The sequence below is a fragment of the Marinomonas sp. 63XJN7_7_ISO-PGPR-S23-202 genome (genome assembly GCF_056173505.1).
In genome coordinates, this window is sequence record NZ_CM149677.1 from 2886997 (window position 1) to 2908122 (window position 21126).

Consider the following 21126-nt stretch of genomic DNA (forward strand, 5'->3'; position numbering starts at 1 on the left):
TTAATCTACTACTCGTGAAATTTTCGCGCCCAAAGAACCAAATTTTTCTTCGATACATTCATAACCGCGATCAATGTGGTAAATACGATCAATCTTTGTATCTCCCTCTGCCACTAAAGCAGACAGCACCAAGCTTGCTGACGCACGCAAATCCGTCGCCATAACGGGGGCCCCTGTTAGCTTTTCGCAACCGCGAACGATGGCAGTATTGCCATTGATCTCGATATCAGCCCCCATACGAACCATCTCGTTCACATGCATAAAGCGATTTTCAAAAATATTTTCTACAACGCTACCAACGCCTGTCGCGACAGAGTTAAGCGCTACAAACTGAGCCTGCATATCCGTTGGAAAAGCAGGATAAGGTGCGGTGCTAATATTAACCGCCTTAGGTCGCTGGCCCGCCATATCCAACTCGATCCAGTCATCGCCACAAGTCACCTTCGCACCAGACTCTTCCAATTTTGCCAGGACCGCTTCTAATGACTTCACATCGGTATCAATGACACGCACTTTGCCACCAGTAATGGCTGCCGCGACCAAGAATGTGCCCGTTTCAATGCGATCAGGCATAACTGGATAGGTGGTACCATGCAGGGTCTCTACGCCCTCAATGGTAATGGTATCTGTCCCCTGCCCTGTTATCTTGGCTCCCATCGAAATCAAGCATTCAGCAAGATCCACCACTTCTGGTTCTTTGGCCGCATTCTCTAAAATGGTTGTACCTTCTGCTAACGTCGCCGCCATTAATAAGTTCTCTGTTCCGGTGACAGTAACCTTATCAAAGAAAATTCGCGCACCTTTTAGACGACCATCAACACTGGCAACAATATCGCCACCTTCCACTTCAATCGTTGCCCCCATGGCTTCCAAACCACGCAGATGTAAATCAACAGGTCGACTCCCTATAGCACACCCACCAGGCAAAGAAACGGTTGCTTTACCAAAATGACTGACCAACGGCCCTAAAACCAGAATTGAGGCACGCATTGTTTTGACTAATTCATAGGGCGCTTCTGAATTGTTCAATGTCGAAACATCCAACTGAACACTCATCTTTTCATCAACCACCACACCACACCCCATGGAGCCTAACAACTCTAACATGGTCGTAATATCATGAAGGTGCGGTAAGTTCTTAATTGTGATTAACTCTTTTGTTAGCAAAGTGGCAGCTAGAATAGGTAGAGCCGCATTTTTAGCACCTGACGCACGTACAACACCATTGAGCTTAACACCACCGGAAATCAGTAGTTTATCCATACATTCCACTCTCTTTTTAGAATTTATTGTGCGCTGTATTGCTGTGGCGTCAGTGTTTTCATGGTGACGGCATGAATTGCGCCGCTAGAGATGGCATCTTGAAGATGAGCATAAACAAGCTGCTGTCTTTTTACGGTAGACATACCCTCAAACTCCGAAGAGATAACGATAATACTAAAATTACAACCTTCACCTTCGGCAATGACCTTGCAATCGTTGATAGTGGATTCTAAAAGTGCTTTAACTTCACTTGCGTTCACAGTCACTCCAGTTTTTTAAATATTTACAGATGAAGACATTCTACCCTAGTCTTACCAACTTCTTAACACCCATCCTTACAACTCAGCGTAAAAAAGCCGTCTGTTTTCGCAAGTAATCTTTGATCGAGCAGTCAAAAACAAAAAAATCCGAATTCAGCACAAAGAATTCGGATTTTTTATTTGAAATCAGTGAGCAAGAACATTCAGTGCCTTGCTGATTTACATGCAAACTAGGACTGTTTTTTAGACAAAGAATCCTTCCAAGCTGTGATGGCATCATCAATATTGTATCTATTTTGCTGCATCATCACACCAAACTGTTTGCGGAAGGTCAGTCCAAAATTGATATTACTAACCACCACATTACTCAGTTTCCAGTTATTGTTGCCATAGTCTTCCATGTAGAAGTTAATATCAATCACCTTACCGTTTTCCCGCTGAAAGGTAACATCCACTCTAACTTCATCACTACGATTTTGAGGACCTAATGGCAATACTTTAATTTTGTTAGGGTCTAAGTCCAACAAAGAGCCACCATAGGTTTTCAACAAGGTTTCCTTAGTGACGGTGGCAAAACGCACTCGCTGCTCAGGAGTCGCTCTACGATAGTACTGACCCATCACTCTCTTCGCGAATTCATCAAAATTAACCACTGGAGTGAGAATTTTATCTACTTTTTTGGACAATAACGCAGGGTTGTTTTTAAGCTCAGCTTTATCGGCCACAATCTGAGTGCGAAACTCGTTAACAACCTTAACGACGGTATCACGAGCGCCCTCATCGTTATCCGCCCAAACTAGGGACGAAAACAGCGCCCCTACTAAAAACATCACGTTTATTATCTTTGACATGGTCTAAGTACTCCAATTCATTACTTTTTCGAGTCAGACTGACTAGTTTTATTAAACAAGAACTGACTAATTAAATTCTCTAACACCAAAGCAGATTGAGTATCATATATCTGACTGCCATTTTTCAGTACTTTCTCATCCGCCCCGATCGTAATACCGAGGTACTTCTCACCCAGCAACCCACTTGTCAGGATAGCGATGGAACTGTCTACAGGAATATTGTTGATATCCGAATCGATTGCCATGGTGACTTTTGCCATGTAAAGCTTTTTATCATAGCTAATGGAGACAACATGCCCCACCGTAACACCGGCAATGGTTACTTTGGCACGATCTGTCAAACCACCGATATCATTAAATTCAGCCACAACCTGATAAGTATCTTTTTTGCCAGTAAACGCCAATCCGCTTACTTGTATGGCAAGATAAACAAAAGCCACGACCCCCAAAACAATGAAACAACCTACCAATAACTCAACGCGCTTACTTCTCATCCTAAAAATCTCCAAACATCGCAGCGGTTAAAATAAAATCTAATGCTAAAATAGACAATGAACCCAAAACGACGGTTCGAGTAGTCGCTTTCCCAATCCCTTCTGATGTCGGAACACATTCATAGCCCTGATAGACAGCGATCCAAGTCACCACAACAGCAAATACTACCGCTTTGATTACGCCATTCATGACATCCGTATCAAAGTTAACGGATTGCTGCATAAGGGTCCAAAACGCCCCATCACTCACACCAAGCCAACCAACAGAGACAAGCATACCGCCAATGATACCCGCCGCCGAAAATACAAAACTAAGCAAAGGCAAGGAAATCACACCAGCAATAAATCGCGGCGCAATCACACGACGTAAAGGATCCACCCCCATCATTTCATAACTGGAGAGCTGCTCTGTTGCCTTCATCAAACCTATTTCGGCAGTAAGCGATGACCCAGCTCGACCAGCGAACAACAACGCCGTCACCACAGGTCCCAATTCACGTAACAAAGACAAGGCTAACAATTGACCAACAGACCCTGATGAGCCAAATTTTGCCAAAATACTATAACCTTGTAGGGATAATACCATTCCGATAAAAGTACCGGATACAATGATAATAACCAGAGACAGCACGCCCACTGAATACAACTGGCGAATCAAAAGATTAATAGATTCCCCTAATCGAACAGGTAAACGCACAAGACTTTGAACAATAAATATTCCCGCTCTTCCAACTGCCTCCAGCCAATCTAAAAAACCAGCGCCCAAAGAAATCAAACTATTTATCATCTTTGACTCCTCTGTTCATCAGCAACACTTTCCGGATAATGAAATGGAACAGGACCATCAGGCTCCCCATTTAAGAACTGTTTTACTTGCGCATCATCAGAGGCACGAATATCGCTGGGTGTCCCTTGAGCAATGACATAACCACCAGACAAAATACAGACATGATCTGCAATGGATAAGGACTCTTCTACGTCATGGGACACCACGATTGAAGTAATACCAGACCCATCATTTAATTGACGAATCAGCTCGACTAGAACCCCTTTAGAAATGGGATCTTGACCCGTAAATGGTTCATCAAACATAACCAACTCAGGGTCCAATGCGATCGCCCTAGCAAGAGCGACACGTCTAGCCATCCCCCCTGACAATTCAGAAGGGAATAACTTTGCCGCACCTCGCAACCCCACGCTGTGCAATTTCTCGAGCACAATACCTTCGATTTTACTCGCATCAAAATTGGTATGTTCTTGCAGAGGAAAAGCGACATTTTCAAAAACAGACATATCACTGAATAAGGCACCACTTTGAAAAAGCATACCCATTTTCTCTCTGACTTTATATAAATCTGAACGAGACAAAGAATGAATATCCTGCCCATCAACAAAAACATGACCACTGTCTGGATAAAGCTGCGCAGCGATTAGCTTTAAGAGAGTCGTTTTTCCGGTTCCACTTGGCCCCATCACAGCGGTGATTTTTCCACGAGGAATATCCAGCGACACATCTTCATATATCACCCTCTCCCCTCTTGAAAAGCGAAGATTCTGTACTTTTATATACCTATCCAGCACGGACTCACCTATCCTTTCCCAATATAATAGTTGCTGATACTAACACTCGCCCTTATAAAATAGAATCGCGCAATAAACGGAATCGAAATTGTTTCAAAGATCAAGTCTTGAATTTACACAGCAAACCTCATTAAATGGGACATCTTTTTGATTCGAGAGTAAATAAGAGGTTATGCTGCTGTTTTCCGCTGCTCTAATTGCAGGCTTAGTCTTGCTGGTTATTAGTTCTGATAAATTCATTGAACATGCGGCACTCGTTGCCGAAAAACTAGAAGTGAGCCCCATTGTTATTGGAGTAATCTTGGTGGGACTGGGCACCTCTGCGCCCGAAATGGTTGTGTCGGCGATTGCATCATTTGATAATGCGCCAGGCATTGCTATCGGTAACGTATTAGGTTCTAACATTGCCAATATCGCGCTGGTTTTCGGCGCCACTCTGTTGTTCTCCGCCGTCCCGGTTACGAAAGATTTGATGCGTAAGGAGGTCCCCCTTGTTTTAACCATCACCCTGGTTACTGGCTGGTTACTTCATGATGGTACCTTAAGTTTTTCAGACGGTATCGTATTAGTTTTCATGTTTATTATCATGATGATCGTCATGCTAAAAGGCAGCAAAAACCTTGAAGAGCAACTTTCCAGTGAGCTCCCCGAGGATGATGGCAGCCCTGTCGGCAAATCCCTATGCATTTCACTTGTCAGTCTAGTGGTTCTGATAGGCAGCTCGAAACTGCTTGTTTGGGGAGCCATCGGTATTGCTTCCGCTCTTGGTGTCAGCGACATGGTGATTGGTTTAACTATCGTGGCCGTCGGCACCAGCCTACCTGAGCTAGCTGCATCAATCAGTAGTGTACGTAAAGGCCATCATGATATCGCCATTGGCAACATCTTAGGTTCAAATATGTTCAACTTGGCGACAGTGTTACCACTGCCCGCGTTAATCGCACCAGGCGTGATTGATCAAACCACATCGGGACGAGATTTCTATTGGGTTCTAGGTTTAACGGTTGCCTTGTCCTTACTCATCTATGGATTTGCCAAAACCAAAAACCAAAGCATTCCTCGCTGGATAGCCATTCCCTTACTCGTTTCGTACGCTGTCTATATTTTCTTCGTTAGCACAGGGGATTCTGTCTAATGATCAAAGCAAGCCACAAAAAACTACTACTGGGGGCTGGCGGCATTGCGATCGTTACTCTTTTTTTCTGGGCTGGCTCATCTGATAATAAAAATTTGCTTCAAACCGACAATCTGAGTAGCACCCCCGATTACTTCATTACAAAAATACACGCCACAGAATTTGACCAAGATGGCAAACTGATAGAAACCTTAACCGCAGATAGAGCTCTACATTACAACAAAGGTGCAAGGACACTTCTCGAAAACCCAAAGGTAAAAAGAGTTGAAAAAACGGGGAACTGGGAAGCACAAGGAAAAAAAGGGATAATTGAAGATGGCAGTAGTGATATTCTACTAACTGATGATGCATCAGCCGTAAAACATTACGTAGACTCACCAGACATCACACTAACAGCGGACAATATTCGTTATTTAGATAAACAGCAGTCACTTACGAGTACAGGAAATGCAAAAATATACTCAACACAAGGCGAAACATCTGCCGATGTCATTGTCACTTATATCAACACAGAAGAAGTTAAAATGACAGGATCTGTAAGAGGACAGTATGAAGCAACACATTAAGGTATGTACTTTCTTAGCCGGCTTATTCGTAAGCCAATGGGTACTAGCGCTTCCAGATGATACAAGCAAACCATTAAATATACAGTCCAATCAAGCCCATTTTGATCAAAAAACAGGCGAAGCCGTCTATACAGGTGACGTATTTGTAAAACAAGGTTCGATTGAAATTCAAGCCCAGTATCTGAAAGTCATCACCAATCCTAAGACGCGTAAATTCACCGAACTCATTGCAACGGGCCACCCTGCCAAATTTAGCCAACAAATCGATTGGCAAGGTAATATGATGATTAGTCGTGGTAATAAAGTCATCTATAAAACCGCTCAGTCCAAAGTGGAAATTTTTGGGGACGGCTACTTAAACAGAATGGATGACAAAATCACCGCCGACCATATTGTCTACTACATCAAAAATGGCACCTTCAGCGCCGAGAAAGAAGGATCAGGCCGAGTTTCCATGACGCTACAGCCACAAACCGAAAAAAAACAAGCATCACCACAGAAAAAAGAGAAGTAAATGGCCGTTTTAGAAGCAAAAAATCTCGCAAAAAGTTATAAAAAACGCCAAGTGGTTAAAGATGTTTCCCTCTCTGTCGAATCAGGCCAGGCGGTTGGCTTACTCGGACCGAATGGCGCGGGTAAAACAACCTGTTTTTATATGATCGTTGGCATGGTCACCAATGACGCCGGCGGCATCTTTATCGATGGCCAGGACATCACCAAATATGCCATGCATACCCGTGCTCAAAAAGGCATAGGCTATCTCCCGCAAGAAGCGTCTATTTTTAGAAAAATGTCGGTAGAAGACAACATTTACGCCATTCTTGAAACACGAAAAGAGCTTAATAGAGCCCAAAGAAAAGAGCGATTAGAAAGCTTATTAAAAGAATTTCATGTTACTCACATTCGCTCTAACTTGGGTATGGCGCTGTCTGGGGGGGAGCGTCGCCGAGTTGAAATCGCCCGGGCACTCGCGATGAACCCCAAGTTCATATTACTTGACGAGCCATTCGCTGGTGTGGATCCTATTTCAGTGGGCGATATAAAGCTCATTATCAGGCATTTACAAGAAAGTGGTATTGGTGTGTTAATTACCGACCACAACGTCAGAGAAACTCTCGACATCTGTGATAAAGCCTACATTGTTGGTAATGGACACATCATCGCATCAGGGGATGCCGATACCGTTATCAACAACGAACAAGTGAAAAAAGTCTACTTAGGTGACGACTTCCGCTTATAACCTCTTATTTTTGCAACTCAAAGGGAGTAACATGCATAACTTGTTCCATCTTTCTTACTTTCAACTTAACGATAAAAGAGTTGCTCTATGAAGCAGTCTTTACAATTAAAGCTTGGTCAACAACTGACCATGACGCCACAGTTGCAGCAAGCCATTCGTTTACTGCAGCTTTCAACGTTGGATCTTAAACAGGAGATCCATGAATTTTTAGAGTCTAATCCGCTACTGGAAATTGATGATGAGGAATACACTTCTAGTGATGCCCCATCAGCATTGAAAGAACGCGATAGTGATAGCGACAACACACACGCGTCTGAAAAAAAGGTTGAGTCAAACAGCAGCGAAGAAGCAAAGGTCGAATCAGAATGGACCGATAGTATTCCAGAAGAGCTATCCATTGACAGCGATTGGGACGATACCTACCAAAATTCAGCAGCGTCTGTCAGCCACTCCAACAGCTATGAAAATGATGGGGATTTTGAAAGTCGTAACGCACCAGAAGAAAGCATTCAAGACCATTTAATTTGGCAGCTCAACCTCACCCACATGTCAGATAGGGATATTGAGATTGCTTACGCCATCATTGAGTGTGTTCAGTCCGATGGGTATTTAAGCATTTCCCCAGATGAAATTTGGGAGTCATTGACCTCTGAACTTGAAGACCTTGAGCTTGATGAGGTCATTGCGGTTCAACACCGCTTACAACGTTTTGATCCCGTTGGTGTATGCTCTATTGATCTGCGTGATTGCTTGTTAGTTCAATTAGAACTGTTCCGCGAGCACCCTTTGTATAAGAGCACCTATAATTTAGTAGACAACTATCTCCCTCTGCTTGGTAATCGAGATTTCACTCAATTAAGCCGAAAAACAAAACTAAAGGAAGAATCGCTCAAAGAAGTGATTGAACTGATCCAGCAACTTAATCCTCGACCAGGGTCCATCATTGACACGGACGATACCGATTATGTTATCCCCGATGTGTCTGTACGAAAACGCAATAACGTCTGGCAAGTTGAACTGAATAATGACGCTCTGCCACCGGTTAAGATAAACGAAACCTACTCCGCCATGGCAGCAACAGCTTCCACATCAGAAGATGTCACGTACATCAAAAACTCCTTGCAAGAAGCAAAATGGTTCATGAAAAGCTTGCAAAGCCGCAATGAAACTTTACTAAAAGTCACTAGTTGCATTGTGAATCGACAGATCGACTTCTTCGAACTCGGTGAAGAAGCTATGAAACCTATGGTGCTTCATGATGTCGCAGAAGAGGTCGGCATGCATGAGTCTACTATTTCTCGAGTAACCACACAGAAATACATGCATACTCCTAAAGGCATTTTTGAGCTGAAATATTTTTTCTCCAGTCATGTCAATACCGCTTCTGGAGGGGAATGTTCTTCGACCGCTATTCGAGCTATGATTAAGAAGCTCGTTAGCGAAGAACCAGCCAAAAAACCGCTTAGTGACAACAAACTAGCCAGTATTTTAGCGGAACAAGGTATTCAGGTTGCTAGGCGAACTGTAGCAAAATATCGTGAGGCGATGAATATTCCGCCTTCCAATGAACGCAAACGACTCATCTAATACGGATACATTTCTTTATGCCTTTGAAATCTATATTAAAAGCTGAACTCGTTATCGCCAAACAAGATATTATCAGCAAGAAACGCGTACTAGAAAGTATTGCTGAAGTTGCATCAAACCGGTTACATTGCGACAACGAAGCAGTTTATGATGCATTACTAGGACGTGAAAAACTTGGCAGTACTGGCATAGGCAATGGCATTGCCATCCCCCATTGCCGTTTGGAGAGTGCCAACCACACAGCTCTAGTTGTCATGTCATTGCAATCCGCCATTAATTTCGACTCCGTGGACAAGAAAAATGTGGATTTAATTTTTGCTTTGATTGTGCCGCCAAGCGAATGCGACAACCATTTATCGACCCTATCAGAAATTGCCGAGCTGGCGCAATCTACCGAAAAACTCAATAAATTAAGAGCGGCCGAGACCAATCAAGCCCTTCTTACTGAGTTAGAATCATTATTGAATTAGATTTAATCTTAATTAAGGAAAAAGGTATGTTGGAAGAGTCTGTCACCATTATCAACAAACTTGGCCTTCATGCACGAGCCGCAGGAAAACTAGTCGAAACCACTTCTCGCTTTTCTTGCGATGTTACCATCGAGAAAGACGGGCGTAATGTCGATGGTAAAAGCATTATGGCAATGATGATGCTAGCTGCTGGCAAGGGCACGGACATCACCATTAAAACCAATGGTGAAGATGAAGAAGATGCCATCAAGGCCATTATTGCATTAATCAATGATCGCTTTGGGGAAGATGAATAAGGACAACAATGCCAGATAAAAATACACTCGCCCACCTACAAACGGTCACAGAGTCTTTAGAGTCTGGCGCCACATTACAAACGCGCTATTTATTAAATGGCGCTTTACCCGCACAAGATGTTGCTAGCCTTTTAGAATCCTCTCCCCCTAAAGAACGTAAGCAGCTTTGGGAACTCATTGAAGACAAAAACCAAGGCGAGGTTCTTCAATACCTAAACGAAGACATACGCCTACAGTTTCTAGAGAATATGAGCACCCAGCGGGTGGTTGCCGTATCTGAACACTTTGAAAGCGATGATTTAGCCGACTTACTGCAACACCTGCCAGACAAGGTGGTAAGTGAAGTCCTCTTATCCATGCCTCCTCAGGACAGACTAAGAGTTGAGGCCTTATTAAGCTACTCGGAAGACTCCGCCGGTGGCTTAATGAACACAGACACCATTACCATTCGCCCTAACGTCACCTTGGACAGAGTATTTCGTTACCTTCGACAATATAAACAAATTCCTGACATGACAGATAGCCTGTTAGTTGTCAGCCGCTCAAACCGACTTTTGGGAACGCTTCCCTTAGCCAAACTCCTAGTCTGTGATACAAAAACCACTGTACGAGACATTATGGAGACAGACCACACCGCCATCCACTCAGACACATCCGTAAGCGAAGTCGCCCAAGTGTTTGAAAAAATGGATTTGGTCTCCGCCCCCGTTATTGATCGCAGTACGGGAAAGCTACTTGGGCGTATTACCATTGATGACGTGGTCGATGTTATTCGGGATGAAGCCGAACACTCCATGCTCAGTATGGCCGGTTTGGAAGACGACGAAGACACTTTCTCGCCAATCATGAAAACCACTCGCCGTCGTGCTGTTTGGTTAGGAATCAACTTAATCACCGCCTTTATTGCCTCGTACGTCATCGGTCTTTTTCAACACACTCTCAACCAAGTTGTTGCGCTGGCCGTTTTAATGCCCATTGTTGCCAGCATGGGAGGCATCGCCGGCTCTCAAGTTCTTACTTTGGTCATACGCGGGATCGCCTTGGATCAGATTGGCTCTGCCAATATGCGTTGGTTACTAAACAGGGAACTGATTGTTGGTTTACTCAATGGTCTTCTTTGGTCAACCGTTATTGCCATACTGACAGCAGTTTGGTTTGACAACCTCAAGATTGCCTATATCATTGCGGGGGCGACCATCATCAACCTTTTGATTGCCGCTCTTACTGGAACTCTTTTACCAATTTTCTTAAAAAAACTTGGTATCGACCCCGCCTTAGCGGCCAGTGTTATTTTGACTACCGTGACCGATGTAGTCGGCTTTTTAGCCTTCCTTGGTCTCGCCACCATTTTTTTAGTATAGGTTCCCATGACTGACTTTGATCAATTTAATGAAGACGACATCCCTAAGAGTAAAACGCAGATCAAACGCGAAATGGAAGCCCTGCAAGAAGTCGGTAAGAAACTGTTAGCACTGAGCAAAAATCAGCAAAAAAAAGTTGTGATGTCAGAAACACTCAGAGATGCCCTTGCCGAAGCTGATCGCATCAAGCAACGAGAAGCGATGAGAAGACACTTACAATACATAGGCAAGGTAATGCGTACCGAAGACCATGAAGCAATTGCCAAGCAAGTTGCCATGTTTGATACAACCTCAGCTGCCTATAACAAATTATTCCACCAACTGGAAATAAAACGCGACGAATTGATCGGTGAGCATAGCAAAGAAGTGCTATCACAATACCTAGAAGATCATCCAGGATTAGAAGACATCCAACTGCTGAGACAGCTTATTCGCCAGTCTCAAAAAGAGGTATCCGAAGATGGCAAAACCACCAACCGCAAAAAGCTGTTCCGCTTTCTTCGTGATGTTGAAGAAAAGAAACTTGGACTAAAAGAGTAACCTCCCTCTTTGTTAGCTTACTTTACTAACCTGACAGATTGTCATCAACATCATCGCTTAAAGCAAGATAAAGGCTCTCTTGAGCCTTTATCAATTATTATGAACTCAATACTATTTGCTTAGCTTGTAAAGCGTCGGTGCTCTAAACAGGGCATTTTAGTACGACATGTCTGTAGACTGCTTTTGTCTATCTCTCCCACAAAATACCCTGGCTCTTCTTGCAACTGTTTCAACATCTCACCATTTGGAGAATATAAAACACTGTGCCCATAGGTTTGACGCGTCTGAGTATGCCAACCACATTGATTCACCCCCATAACAAAGCACTGATTTTCAATGGCCCTGGCTGCCAGAAGAGTATCCCAATGGGCCTTACCAGTCACGTAGGTGAAAGCGGCTGGAACAAGTATAAGCTCCGCGCCTTCTTTGGATAGCCGTCTAAAAAGTTCAGGAAAGCGTACGTCATAACAGATGGTCAGCCCTACTTTAAAACCATCGACTTCAAATATTTTGACTTCCAAGTCTCCAGGCTCGATGTAATCGGACTCGCGGTAAGACCCTGCTTTATCGTCCACAGACACATCAAACAGATGAATCTTATCGTAGCGCTGTACCAATTCACCATTGGGGTCAAAGACCATACAAGACTGACGCACACGCTGATTAGCAACAAGCTCTCCCCCCTCATTGACAAGACTAGGATGAGAGCCAACCACTAAATACACCCCATAATTGCGGGCCCATTCAGCCACCTCTCTCAACAACATTCCTTGATCATCAGATTCGGCAAGGACACGCATACCTTTGCCATTGAACAAAAAAACATTCTCAGGCAGCACGATAACTCTTGCGTCATCAGCTGCGGCTTTGACGACCCATTTCTTAACCTCTTGCAGATTTTCGTTAAAATCTGCCCCACTGGTTAGCTGAATCGCCGCAATACGAAGGGTTTCCGTCATCTATTCGATCCTTTTTTAAATTTGTGGACAATTGGCGTAAGAGTAGGATTACCAAACGGCCCTTGAACCTTATACTGAACGCTGGTCACTTTGGAAATTTGATCACCTATCAACTTATCGGTTAAATATAGCAACCCAGCGATCTGAGGAGTCGACCAGATCAATCCAGCCAATGGCAACGTGCCGCTAATCGGCAAGGTGGCCGTTAACACCTCATCCAAGGTCTCATTGACAATGTTAGCTTTCCCCTCAATGGATAAATCTGCCGATGGAGAAATTATCGATAAAGGTGTCGTTGTTTGTATAATACCTTTATTAACAACAAAGTCTCCATTAACGCTATCGAAGGTCAGACCCGGCTCAAAGAGATCAGAAAAGTCCAGCGATAGCCGACGCGTCAATGATTCGACATTAAATATACCAAAGACTTTAAGAAAGACAGGCATATCATCCACTTTTGATGCGTTACCATCAGACGCGGAAAACGCAATACGCCCAGAGACCGTCTTTCTGTTGAACTCAAACGGGTTGCCTTGCCAAGCCAATGACACATTAATATCGTATTTTTGTGATGTGATAAACGCATTTTTAGCGAACTTTTTGGTCAATTCCGCTAAATTTTCACCTTTAATAGCCATCGACAATTCAACTTTTGAGCGCGAACCATCATCAACCCATAACAAGCGACCATCGAAACTCCCTTGTTTTAAAGAAGAAGACAAAGGGTCGATTCGTAATTCATTACCATCACTCTCAATCGTAAGATTCCAGTCTCCATAGGGCCTTTGATTAATAAACAACTTATTAATCGATAAATACATACTAGGGATGTCATTAGCATGTATTGGCGGCTCACTTATCGTATTTTGCTGATTAGCGGCCTGATCTTTCTTACCTTTCTTATTCGCAGTACTGGGCGCTGTTGTCCAATTCAAATAACCAATACGTAATCTGGGTTTATTCTTATAAGTATCCAACATGAAGTTCATCTCATCAGAGGCAACTTTTAGGGTTTTATCTCCATCACTATAAGTCACTTTCATGTTATGAAAGGTGTTTTGAGGGTTAACTACCACTTGATCAATAATAAAATCAACTTTTCGAAGCCATTTAGGCAACGCCAAAGAAGCGGATAATCCAGCAACCTTCTTAGTGTTATGTATTTTTCCAGCCTCTGCAGCAGGAGAGCTAACCTGCGGTGAAAAGAATGCCTTTTTCCACGCATCCACATCCACTTTTTTTATCTGACCATCAATAGATAAGCCCTTATAAAGGACCTGATCCAGTGGCTTTTTACTATTAATAAGAACTTGCCCACCAACAAATTCAGCCGATTTGAACAAAAGCTTAGAGCGAACTTTTGCTCCATATTGCCCTTGAATTACAAGGTCATGTTGATGGGACATAATCTTCAGAGAAAGTGGCTCAGATACATTTTCTTGCTTATTAAAGGGCTTAGGTAAATCAATACGAACACCAGAAAGATCACTATTAACGGTTAAATCAACTTGCCCGGCTTGGGCCTGATTGACACTAAGCAGCGCAGAATACTTCATGCTTCCTGATAGATTAGACGCCAATAACTGCGGCGCTTTTTGCCATTTCGCAACATCGCCAATTTTTGCTGTTCCCGTCATATCTGCCAGAATAACCATACTACCGTCCGCTTTATTCTTAGAGGACATAGAAACAGTCGTATCACCAGACAATGCCTGAACATCAAACCGAGTATTGTAAAAACCTTTACTCGAATCAAAGTGTAATTGACCTTGCTTCACCCTTGTATTTAAGTCGACATCACCGATATACAAGGGGTTATTTTGGAATTGCAAATTAAGGCCGATTTTGGGATCAGAATGATCATGGGATAAAGGAATATCGACAGAAAAATCTCCTTTTATCGGCCCTGATATGCGCCATTTGTCAAAAGCGGACAAAACAGAATTTTTCAGTGGCGTAGTACGAAGCAGAGTTAAAACAGATGTTGAATTCTGTTCTAAGTTACCATGGACATTCACCCAGTCAGCCTTATTTTTCTCAATCGGCAAATCAACAAAAATATTGTTAACAGCAAGACCTGACAAGGTGGCGGACTTCACGGCCACATGCAAACCCGATTTTTCCAGCTCAACTTCACCATTTACCTGTTTTGCCACAGGCCAATCTTTAGCAAAAGCCACGTCTGCATTCTTCACGTTCATCTTCATAAGAACGTTCGCATCGTCACCCTTTTTAAGCCCTGTCTGGACGACAAGACTCATGTTATTGATCGTCCCTTTTCCGGACTTGAATGCTTGATTCAACCAGTCCAGTGTCGATGGATCTAACACCCCTTTGGGAATGTATTCATTACGGTCTTTGACGGGCACATGATCAACCCCCAAACTGAGCGACAACCAATCTGACTCGTTTGGCCGAGATTCCACCCTAAAGCCACCAACGACCTGCGTATTATGACGAGATAGATACAAATCCTTGCCAGACACAATGAAAGTACCTTGGTTTTCCCTCCAATTCACTTGTCCAGATATTTGATTGACATCCCACCCTTTATCATAGACAGTTGGAAACTCAAGATAACCATCCTTACCCTTAAACTGAACCGCTCCTCCTTCATCCGTTAAGTTAAAGGTGCCATTTAGGTGGGTTGCCTTAGGAATACCATTAAACCCGTCGATGGAGGCATTCTGAAAATTACTTAAGTAATGATAGGAAGGATCCTTGCCATGAAAATCAAGTAATAGCGATCCGTTACTTGCGACGCCCTTGGGATTCAAACCCTCTAATAATGAAGTAACATGCCATTTAGGTTGCAAAAAGTTTACTGCAATCCTTTTAACCGCTCCTAAATCTATCTGATCAAACTTAACAAAAGAACGATCACTCGCTTCAGACCAGTCATAAACCAGATTAGTGCTAGCAGCAACATGACCTGTTCCATCCTCAATGGCAAGATCATTCACACTCAGAGATAAACTTGGAAAACGCTGGCTAAAGCGAAGCTTGAAGTCAGGATGAGCTTGGTAGGTTTGACCATTCTTTAGCGCGACAGCAAGAGTCGTACTTTGCCCTTGCAAATCAAGAGAATGACCCACTCGATAGTTTAACCAAAACTTACCGCCAACCTGAATGCTTTTGAAGGGTTTGGCCCATGAAAATGAACTATCAATTAACGGCAGCTGAATATTGGGAACATTAATATTGGCTTGAACATGATAATCGCCTATCAGCCCCAATAACCGTGACACTTTGGCCTTGATGGTAAACGGCTCTGATTTACCATCCAAATAAGCCTTTAGCTTAACCCAAGAGCTTAAGTCGCTTTGAAATACATAAGCTTTGGGAATCAATAACTTGTGATTACCAAATTGATCACTATCGAGAATAACCTTGGCATCTAACATTGAAAAACGCTTTTGTGCCATCAAGTAGCCAAGGATTCTCTCTATTCCTACATCATTTTGAACATCATGGCTTGCTTTTGCCCCTTTCAGTTGCCATTTACCTTGTCGCTCTTGAAGTGCCACAGAAGGATTAGTAAATCGAACGTAGGTGAATTTCGGACTAAAGGTTAAAAGAGATTTAATGGTATTGAGGCGTATACGGACTTCTGACACTGAAACAACAGACTGGCCATCAATATCTAGGTTCGCATTAGAAGCATAAATAGTAGGATCAATTCCTTCTAACCCTCCTCCTATTTTGCCCAGAGAAATATGATAGCCCGAGATTTGACTCAGATTTCGCTCTATCTGAGGGCGGTACTCATTTAAAAGTGGCAACAGCAGCTTGGCGGCAACAATAACAAGTGCTAAAAAAGCAACAATGAAGACTAAAATCCACCAAATAATACTAATCGCACGTTGCAGAGGTTTAGCCATCCAGGTTTCTCCGTTTATCTTAGGACGACATCATACTGATCTTGTGTATATACAGGATCAACCTGAAAACGAATAGTTTTACCAATAAATGCTTCTAATTCCGCAACACCAGCACTTTCCTCATCAAGAAAGCGATCCACCACAGAACTGGCCGCTAATACAGTGTAAGTTTGGGAGTCATATGCCCTATCGGCCCTTAAAATCTCCCTAAACACTTCGTAGCAGACAGTTTCCGGCGTTTTTACTAAGCCACTACCGCGACAAGCCCGACATGGCTCACATAATGTCTGACCAAGACTTTCACGTGTACGTTTGCGCGTCATTTCCACTAACCCTAAATCCGACACACCCGTAATTTTGGTCTTAGCATGATCAAGCTCTAGTGTTTTATCAAGCATTCTCAATACTTGACGCTTGTGCTCATCATCTTCCATATCGATAAAATCAATAATGATGATGCCACCCAGATTACGTAAACGCAATTGGCGTCCAATCGCTGTAGCGGCCTCAAGGTTCGTTTTATAGATCGTCTCTTCTAAATTACGACTTCCAACAAATGCTCCGGTATTGACATCGATCGTTGTCATCGACTCAGTTTGCTCTACCAAAAGGTAACCACCGGACTTTAACTGCACCTTACGATCCAGCGCCTTTTGAATTTCATCTTCCACGCTGTACAGATCAAAAATGGGACGCTCACCCGGATAATATTCAATACGATCCCTAAGCTCTGGAATAAAGTCTTCCGCAAAAGAGCGCAGTTTATTGTAGTTTTCACGTGAATCAATGCGAATTTTCTCTGTCGTCAAGCTCACCAAATCTCTCATGGTACGCAAATGCAAAGGCAAATCCTCATAGATAACGGAAGGTGACCTAGCACTTTTGATGCGTTTTTTAACGGATTGCCATAACCGCGTTAAAAACTTAATATCCGACAAAATTTCTTCTTCACCAGCACGCTCTGCTGCGGTACGAAGAATATAGCCATTGGATTCATCCGCCTCGGTTAATGCCGTTGACACTAGAGATTTTAGACGCTCACGCTCTGCTTCATCTTCGATACGCTGACTGACACCGACATGAGACTGGTCTGGCATATAAACCAGATAACGAGACGGAATAGATAAATGCGTGGTTAAACGAGCGCCTTTGGTGCTAATAGGATCTTTTGTTACTTGAACCACCAGAGATTGCCCTTCACGCAAATAATCACCAATTTGATCACTTGGGTTAACAGCATCTCGATCCACCACCTCAGAGACATGAATAAAAGCCGCTCGCTCTAAGCCTATGTCAACAAAGGCTGCCTGCATTCCTGGTAACACGCGGACCACTTTACCTTGATAAATATTACCAACGATCCCCTTGCGGCTAGAACGTTCGATATAGACTTCTTGAAGGACGCCATTCTCTACCAACGCCACTCGAACCTCCATCGGAGTGACATTAATTAATACATCTTCACTCATGAGATATCTCCTCAAGGGAATGAATCCCATATAATGCTAGAAGCTGCGACGTTTCGAATAGGGGCAAACCTACAACCGCAGAGTAGGAACCAGAAAGATGTGAAACAAACACAGCGCCTAATCCCTGGATAGCATACGCTCCCGCTTTATCTTGGGGCTCACCAGTATGCCAATATTGAGCAATTTCAACATCAGATATAAACCTAAATGACACGTCCGTCACCACGTTGGTTAACTGTACGTGCTCACTATCTTTATCACATAAACATAAAGACGTCATCACCTGATGAGATCGGCCAGACAATAGCCGTAGCATGCACTTAGCGTCTTCAAAAGAGGCAGGCTTACCTAACACCTTCCCATCAACGACGACACTGGTATCAGACGCCAAAATAACACAGCGCTCGCTTTTTGATATGGGATTTTGACGATACTGTGAAGCGACAGCTTGTGCTTTTTCGAACGCCATTCGTGTGACATAGTCATGGGCAGTTTCCGCCTCATGAGGCGTTTCATCAATATCTGCAGGGCAAACATCAAATTCTCTGACCAATGTTCCTAACAGTTCTTTCCTTCTTGGCGATGCAGAGGCCAAAACAAGCATAAACCTATCCTAATAAAAAATAGCCCAACAAACGCCTAATATCATTGATCTAACGAATCGCGTAAATACGACGTATGCTGCGCAAAAGAATAAATGACCATGGCCACAGTAGCCCCGTCACAATGGCAGGCATAAAGATCATCAACGTCGGTTTAGCGTCACCAAAATAATGATCAATCCAAAAATCTACCAGCTGATTCACACTTACCAGCAAACAGACAAACAAACCTTGTTGCCAACGATGATACATTCGTAAGCGTTTATAAAACACACCACAAGTATAGGCAATAATGACATAGGTTAACGAATGCTGACCAATAATGCCGCCCTGAAGCAAATCGACCAATAACCCCAAAAACCAAGCCAGTCCCACCCCCACACGAAAGGGCAAGGCTATTACCCAATATAAGATCACCAACAGAACCCATTCAGGTCGATACCAAATCAAAGACTCAGGAAGGGGCATAGCCTCCAGCATTAAAGCGGCAATCAACGTCACTATGAAAACAAAGAAAGCTCTCATTTATCACGCTCCGATTTGGGTCTATCAATTAACATAACATGACGACTACGTCCAAGTTGGGCCAGTGGCACTACATCCACATCGGCATAAGGCTGCCCTGGAATATGCTTAACTTCTCGAACAACACCGACAGGATACCCTGCAGGAAAACGATTCCCTAAACCCGATGTCGTCAATATATCACCTTTTCTAATATCGGCTGACTGAGGCACACTCATCAATTTCATATGATGCAAATTCCCAATACCTCGCAGCACTCCCCTAAACCCAGTCCGGGCAAGTTGTACAGGTAAAAAATGACTGGCATCCGCTATCAATAAGACACGACTGGTATAAGCAGAGGTTTCGACGATTTGACCAAAGACACCAGTGGCATCTAAGACCGGCTCACCTACATAAGCACCAGATGAAAACCCCTTGTTAATCAGTACTTTTTGACTATACGGATTCTGGTCAAAACCAATCACCTCAGCCAAGACAACTTTTTCATTCACCCTCTGGGAAGCATCAAGCAGCTCACGCAATCTCACATTTTCTGCCTGCAACGATGAGAACTGTTGCAAACGACTGCGCAACAATAACAATTCTTGGCTAAGCTTTTGATTCTCTTTCACCAAATCTTCACGGCTTTGCAAGTGATCATTGGCCCAAAAGAGTATTTGTTGGGGCGTATTTACCACAACTTGAATAGGGGCAACCAGCCAGGTAAGGTAGGGTCGAATGGGGGCAAAAATAGAATAGCGGACATCGCCCACTATCATAGCAACAGATAAGATAACCAGCACAATAAAGCGTGCGCTGGATATCTTGCCATTAAAATAAATCGAATTATTAATGGTGAGCTCCTACCTTTTACTCGTTTTCAGCAGTAAAAAGCTCGGCAGCGTGCTTATCCATCATTTCCAGAGCCATACCACCACCTCTAGCAACACAGGTCAGTGGGTCGTCAGCAATGATAACTGGAAGGCCTGTTTCTTCGCTGATTAGACGGTCAATTTCACGCAGTAACGCACCACCACCAGTCAGAACAAGACCCGTTTCACCAATATCCGCCGCCAGCTCTGGAGGGGATTGTTCGAGAACACCTTTGATCGCTTGTACGATTTGTGCAAGAGGCTCTTGAAGCGCTTCAAGAATTTCAGTGCTGCTCAATGTGAAGGAGCGAGGAATACCTTCAGCTAAGTTACGGCCACGCACGTCAATCTGCAACTCTTCACCCGTATGGTAGGCCATACCGATTTCCGTCTTAATTCGCTCCGCAGTGGCATCACCAATCAAGCTACCATATTGACGACGTACGTAAGTCGTAATCGCCTCATCAAAACGGTCACCGCCCACTCGGATAGACTCCGATGTTACAATGCCATTCAACGAGATAATGGCAATTTCAGTGGTACCACCACCGATATCGATCACCATAGAGCCTGAGGCTTCAGCAACAGGTAAGCCAGCCCCAATCGCCGCTGCCATGGGCTCTTCTATGATATAAACCTCGCGAGCCCCCGCACCCAAAGCAGACTCTTTAATCGCTCGCCGCTCAACTTGTGTGGATTTGCATGGTACACAGACTAATACTCTTGGACTTGGTTTTAAGAAGCTATTTTCATGAACTTTGGAAATGAAGTATTGCAGCATTTTTTCGGTAACATGAAAGTCGGCGATCACACCATCTTTCATTGGTCTAATTGCCGTAATATTACCGGGCGTACGACCTAACATTCGCTTAGCATCAGTACCCACTGACGCTACTGTTTTTTGATTTCCATTGTGTCGAATGGCAACAACAGATGGCTCATCTAGAACGATCCCCTGCTCGCGTACATAGATAAGGGTATTAGCTGTTCCTAAGTCAATTGACAAGTCGCTTGAGAACATTCCCCTAATTTTTTTAAACATGAATTTCCACACCCTGATGAATACGAAACGAATAACGTCAAAATGTAACAATCGCTTGCAAATTGGGCAAGCCGATTCAGTGCAAAATAGTAAAAAGTCTTTAGGTATTTCATTGTTTGTACAAAAAATTTTGATTTCGGCGAAAAGAAT

Annotated in this window: 22 protein-coding genes; 9 read left to right on the top strand and 13 right to left on the bottom strand. The window is 43.4% G+C overall.

The window, feature by feature from the left end; all coding sequences use genetic code 11:
* The 6 genes from murA to AC0VYG_RS13425 form a co-directional block, all read right to left on the bottom strand.
* Positions 1–1263 (bottom strand): UDP-N-acetylglucosamine 1-carboxyvinyltransferase, encoded by a 1263-nt coding sequence (gene murA, locus AC0VYG_RS13400; protein WP_475428493.1) that lies wholly within the window; start codon positions 1261–1263, stop codon positions 1–3.
* 23 nt (positions 1264–1286) lie between these two features.
* Positions 1287–1523, bottom strand: a complete 237-nt coding sequence (locus AC0VYG_RS13405; RefSeq protein WP_475428494.1) for a BolA family protein — start codon at positions 1521–1523, stop codon at positions 1287–1289.
* Between the two features lie 230 nt (positions 1524–1753).
* Positions 1754–2374 carry an MlaC/ttg2D family ABC transporter substrate-binding protein gene (locus AC0VYG_RS13410; protein WP_475428495.1) on the bottom strand — a complete coding sequence of 207 codons (621 nt, stop codon included), beginning with the start codon at positions 2372–2374 and terminating at the stop codon, positions 1754–1756.
* A gap of 20 nt (positions 2375–2394) precedes the next feature.
* Positions 2395–2868, bottom strand: a complete 474-nt coding sequence (mlaD, locus tag AC0VYG_RS13415; RefSeq protein ID WP_475428496.1) for an outer membrane lipid asymmetry maintenance protein MlaD — start codon at positions 2866–2868, stop codon at positions 2395–2397.
* 1 nt (position 2869) lies between these two features.
* Complete coding sequence (gene mlaE / locus AC0VYG_RS13420) at positions 2870–3655, bottom strand: lipid asymmetry maintenance ABC transporter permease subunit MlaE (RefSeq protein WP_475428497.1); 786 nt, start codon at positions 3653–3655, stop codon at positions 2870–2872.
* Positions 3652–4395: an ABC transporter ATP-binding protein gene (locus AC0VYG_RS13425; RefSeq protein ID WP_475428498.1), complete on the bottom strand. Its 744-nt coding sequence runs from the start codon at positions 4393–4395 to the stop codon at positions 3652–3654. The genes mlaE and AC0VYG_RS13425 overlap by 4 nt, the downstream gene beginning before the upstream one ends.
* A gap of 226 nt (positions 4396–4621) precedes the next feature.
* On the opposite strand from AC0VYG_RS13425, the gene AC0VYG_RS13430 reads away from it, so the two are divergent.
* The 9 genes from AC0VYG_RS13430 to yjgA all read left to right on the top strand — a co-directional run bounded on the left by AC0VYG_RS13430 (position 4622) and on the right by yjgA (position 11644).
* Positions 4622–5584 carry a calcium/sodium antiporter gene (locus AC0VYG_RS13430; protein WP_475428499.1) on the top strand — a complete coding sequence of 321 codons (963 nt, stop codon included), beginning with the start codon at positions 4622–4624 and terminating at the stop codon, positions 5582–5584.
* Positions 5584–6150 carry an LPS export ABC transporter periplasmic protein LptC gene (gene lptC / locus AC0VYG_RS13435; RefSeq protein WP_475428500.1) on the top strand — a complete coding sequence of 189 codons (567 nt, stop codon included), beginning with the start codon at positions 5584–5586 and terminating at the stop codon, positions 6148–6150. The genes AC0VYG_RS13430 and lptC overlap by 1 nt, the downstream gene beginning before the upstream one ends.
* Positions 6134–6664, top strand: a complete 531-nt coding sequence (gene lptA / locus AC0VYG_RS13440) for a lipopolysaccharide transport periplasmic protein LptA (protein ID WP_475428501.1) — start codon at positions 6134–6136, stop codon at positions 6662–6664. Before lptC ends, lptA begins: the two co-directional genes overlap by 17 nt.
* Positions 6665–7390, top strand: a complete 726-nt coding sequence (gene lptB / locus AC0VYG_RS13445) for an LPS export ABC transporter ATP-binding protein (RefSeq protein ID WP_475428502.1) — start codon at positions 6665–6667, stop codon at positions 7388–7390.
* Between the two features lie 87 nt (positions 7391–7477).
* Positions 7478–8977, top strand: coding sequence for an RNA polymerase factor sigma-54 (locus tag AC0VYG_RS13450; RefSeq protein WP_475428503.1), 1500 nt, complete (start codon positions 7478–7480; stop codon positions 8975–8977).
* A 17-nt stretch (positions 8978–8994) separates the two neighbouring features.
* On the top strand, positions 8995–9447 hold the full coding sequence (locus AC0VYG_RS13455; protein ID WP_475428504.1) for a PTS sugar transporter subunit IIA: 453 nt from the start codon (positions 8995–8997) through the stop codon (positions 9445–9447).
* Positions 9448–9473: 26 nt separating this feature from the next.
* A complete protein-coding gene (locus AC0VYG_RS13460; RefSeq protein WP_475428505.1) occupies positions 9474–9743 on the top strand; it encodes an HPr family phosphocarrier protein in 270 nt (89 codons plus the stop codon).
* Between the two features lie 8 nt (positions 9744–9751).
* Positions 9752–11104 carry a magnesium transporter gene (mgtE, locus tag AC0VYG_RS13465; protein ID WP_475428506.1) on the top strand — a complete coding sequence of 451 codons (1353 nt, stop codon included), beginning with the start codon at positions 9752–9754 and terminating at the stop codon, positions 11102–11104.
* 6 nt (positions 11105–11110) lie between these two features.
* On the top strand, positions 11111–11644 hold the full coding sequence (yjgA, locus tag AC0VYG_RS13470) for a ribosome biogenesis factor YjgA (RefSeq protein WP_475428507.1): 534 nt from the start codon (positions 11111–11113) through the stop codon (positions 11642–11644).
* Positions 11645–11763: 119 nt separating this feature from the next.
* Here the strand turns inward: yjgA and AC0VYG_RS13475 are convergent, their stop codons facing one another.
* From AC0VYG_RS13475 to AC0VYG_RS13505, 7 genes are all read right to left on the bottom strand, one after another.
* Positions 11764–12603 (bottom strand): carbon-nitrogen hydrolase family protein, encoded by an 840-nt coding sequence (locus AC0VYG_RS13475; protein ID WP_475428508.1) that lies wholly within the window; start codon positions 12601–12603, stop codon positions 11764–11766.
* Positions 12600–16484: a YhdP family protein gene (locus AC0VYG_RS13480; RefSeq protein ID WP_475428509.1), complete on the bottom strand. Its 3885-nt coding sequence runs from the start codon at positions 16482–16484 to the stop codon at positions 12600–12602. Before AC0VYG_RS13480 ends, AC0VYG_RS13475 begins: the two co-directional genes overlap by 4 nt.
* A 14-nt stretch (positions 16485–16498) precedes the next feature.
* On the bottom strand, positions 16499–17953 hold the full coding sequence (gene rng, locus AC0VYG_RS13485; protein ID WP_475428510.1) for a ribonuclease G: 1455 nt from the start codon (positions 17951–17953) through the stop codon (positions 16499–16501).
* Positions 17946–18557, bottom strand: a complete 612-nt coding sequence (locus AC0VYG_RS13490; RefSeq protein ID WP_475428511.1) for a Maf family protein — start codon at positions 18555–18557, stop codon at positions 17946–17948. The genes rng and AC0VYG_RS13490 overlap by 8 nt, the downstream gene beginning before the upstream one ends.
* A 49-nt stretch (positions 18558–18606) precedes the next feature.
* Positions 18607–19080 carry a rod shape-determining protein MreD gene (mreD, locus tag AC0VYG_RS13495; protein ID WP_475428512.1) on the bottom strand — a complete coding sequence of 158 codons (474 nt, stop codon included), beginning with the start codon at positions 19078–19080 and terminating at the stop codon, positions 18607–18609.
* Positions 19077–19865: a rod shape-determining protein MreC gene (gene mreC, locus AC0VYG_RS13500; RefSeq protein ID WP_475428513.1), complete on the bottom strand. Its 789-nt coding sequence runs from the start codon at positions 19863–19865 to the stop codon at positions 19077–19079. The genes mreD and mreC overlap by 4 nt, the downstream gene beginning before the upstream one ends.
* A 67-nt stretch (positions 19866–19932) precedes the next feature.
* A complete protein-coding gene (locus tag AC0VYG_RS13505) occupies positions 19933–20976 on the bottom strand; it encodes a rod shape-determining protein (protein WP_199474712.1) in 1044 nt (347 codons plus the stop codon).
* Positions 20977–21126 lie beyond the last annotated feature (150 nt).

Excerpts from the sequence above, each read along its gene's own strand:
- murA (WP_475428493.1), bottom strand. The coding sequence starts at position 1,263 with ATGGATAAACTACTGATTTCCGGTGGTGTTAAGCTCAATGGTGTTGTA.
- AC0VYG_RS13410 (WP_475428495.1), bottom strand. The coding sequence starts at position 2,374 with ATGTCAAAGATAATAAACGTGATGTTTTTAGTAGGGGCGCTGTTTTCG.
- mlaD (WP_475428496.1), bottom strand. The coding sequence starts at position 2,868 with ATGAGAAGTAAGCGCGTTGAGTTATTGGTAGGTTGTTTCATTGTTTTG.
- mlaE (WP_475428497.1), bottom strand. The coding sequence starts at position 3,655 with ATGATAAATAGTTTGATTTCTTTGGGCGCTGGTTTTTTAGATTGGCTG.
- AC0VYG_RS13430 (WP_475428499.1), top strand. The coding sequence starts at position 4,622 with ATGCTGCTGTTTTCCGCTGCTCTAATTGCAGGCTTAGTCTTGCTGGTT.
- lptC (WP_475428500.1), top strand. The coding sequence starts at position 5,584 with ATGATCAAAGCAAGCCACAAAAAACTACTACTGGGGGCTGGCGGCATT.
- lptA (WP_475428501.1), top strand. The coding sequence starts at position 6,134 with ATGAAGCAACACATTAAGGTATGTACTTTCTTAGCCGGCTTATTCGTA.
- lptB (WP_475428502.1), top strand. The coding sequence starts at position 6,665 with ATGGCCGTTTTAGAAGCAAAAAATCTCGCAAAAAGTTATAAAAAACGC.
- AC0VYG_RS13450 (WP_475428503.1), top strand. The coding sequence starts at position 7,478 with ATGAAGCAGTCTTTACAATTAAAGCTTGGTCAACAACTGACCATGACG.
- AC0VYG_RS13455 (WP_475428504.1), top strand. The coding sequence starts at position 8,995 with ATGCCTTTGAAATCTATATTAAAAGCTGAACTCGTTATCGCCAAACAA.
- AC0VYG_RS13460 (WP_475428505.1), top strand. The coding sequence starts at position 9,474 with ATGTTGGAAGAGTCTGTCACCATTATCAACAAACTTGGCCTTCATGCA.
- mgtE (WP_475428506.1), top strand. The coding sequence starts at position 9,752 with ATGCCAGATAAAAATACACTCGCCCACCTACAAACGGTCACAGAGTCT.
- yjgA (WP_475428507.1), top strand. The coding sequence starts at position 11,111 with ATGACTGACTTTGATCAATTTAATGAAGACGACATCCCTAAGAGTAAA.
- AC0VYG_RS13475 (WP_475428508.1), bottom strand. The coding sequence starts at position 12,603 with ATGACGGAAACCCTTCGTATTGCGGCGATTCAGCTAACCAGTGGGGCA.
- AC0VYG_RS13480 (WP_475428509.1), bottom strand. The coding sequence starts at position 16,484 with ATGGCTAAACCTCTGCAACGTGCGATTAGTATTATTTGGTGGATTTTA.
- rng (WP_475428510.1), bottom strand. The coding sequence starts at position 17,953 with ATGAGTGAAGATGTATTAATTAATGTCACTCCGATGGAGGTTCGAGTG.
- AC0VYG_RS13490 (WP_475428511.1), bottom strand. The coding sequence starts at position 18,557 with ATGCTTGTTTTGGCCTCTGCATCGCCAAGAAGGAAAGAACTGTTAGGA.
- mreD (WP_475428512.1), bottom strand. The coding sequence starts at position 19,080 with ATGAGAGCTTTCTTTGTTTTCATAGTGACGTTGATTGCCGCTTTAATG.
- AC0VYG_RS13505 (WP_199474712.1), bottom strand. The coding sequence starts at position 20,976 with ATGTTTAAAAAAATTAGGGGAATGTTCTCAAGCGACTTGTCAATTGAC.